This is a genomic window from Pseudomonas sp. XP1, from assembly GCF_053557675.1.
The window spans coordinates 1-1,182 of the sequence record NZ_JBNRIJ010000059.1 but is presented as its reverse complement, the minus strand read 5'-3'; the positions used below and the strand labels follow the sequence as shown (position 1 = coordinate 1,182).

At 64.1% G+C, this 1,182-nt stretch carries 1 protein-coding gene; it reads right to left on the bottom strand.

The genetic code is table 11. The annotated features are described in order from the left end of the window. Positions 1 to 95 precede the first annotated feature (95 nt). The gene (locus tag ACK1U9_RS25150; RefSeq protein WP_108481211.1) at positions 96 to 1,061 is read right to left on the bottom strand and encodes a bile acid:sodium symporter family protein; all 966 of its coding nucleotides are present in this window, start codon (positions 1,059 to 1,061) and stop codon (positions 96 to 98) included. Between the last annotated feature and the right edge of the window lie 121 nt (positions 1,062 to 1,182).

The window sequence follows — 1,182 nt, the reverse complement described above, 5'->3', positions numbered from 1 at the left end:
GGCGCGCCCGCTCCCACAGGTACTGCACAGGTCTGAAGATTGTGTAGATCTCTGTGGGAGCGGGCGTGCCCGCGAAAGTGCCAGTGCAGGCAACATCAATGCCTGGCCGGCTCCCCACCTTCAGCTTCTGCCACAGGTTCCCCCATGCGCCGGAACCAGGTCGACAGCAGCGCCCCGGAAATATTGTGCCAAACGCTGAACAACGCACTCGGTACCGCAGCCAGCGGCGAAAAATGCGCCGCCGCCAGTGCCGCGCCCAGCCCGGAATTCTGCATGCCCACCTCCAGCGCCAGCGATTTGCGCTGTGCCAATGGCAGCTTGCACAGCTTGCCGGTCAGGTACCCCAGCAAGTAGCCGAAGCTGTTGTGCAATATCACCACCGCCATTATCAGCAGCCCCGACTCGGCGATTTTCGCCTGGCTGGCCGCCACCACCGCGCACACGATCATCACGATACTCACCACCGACACCAGCGGCAGCACCTGCACCGCCGCCTGCACCCGCGCGCCAAGCAGCCGCTGGGCCAGTACGCCGAGCACGATCGGCAGCATCACCAGTTGCAGGATCGACCAGAACATGTCCATGAAGGACACCGGTAGCCAGGCCGAGGCCAGGAACCAGATCAGCGCAGGGGTCAGCAGCGGCGCGAGCAGGGTGGTCACCGCGGCAATTGCCACCGCCAGCGCCAGGTCGCCGCGGGACAGCCAGACCATCACATTCGACGCTGTCCCGCTCGGGCAGCAGCCAACCAGAATCACGCCCACGGCAATTTCCGGCGGCAGGTGGAACAGCTGGCACAACAGCCAGGCCATGCCCGGCATGATCACGAAGTGCGCGACCACCCCCAGCATCACTCGCCAGGGCTGGCGGGCGAGGGCGGCGAAGTCATCGAGCTTGAGGGTGAGGCCCATGCCGAACATCACCAGGCCCAGCAGCGGCACGATGGCCACCTTCAAGGCGATGAACCATTGCGGTTGCAGGAAGGCCAGTACGGCGAACACCAGCACCCACAGGGCGAAGGTATTGCCGACGAAGCGGCTGAGGGCGGCGAGGGCACGCATGGGGGCAATTCCTTTTCTGTTTTCATAGCTTCAAGAATTTCACTGGCCTCTTCGCGGGCTTGCCCGCTCCCACAGGTACACCACAGTACTCAGAAACTGTGGTGTACCTGTGGGAGCGGGC

Coding starts and splice junctions, on each gene's coding strand:
- ACK1U9_RS25150 (WP_108481211.1), bottom strand. CDS start 1,061: ATGCGTGCCCTCGCCGCCCTCAGCCGCTTCGTCGGCAATACCTTCGCC.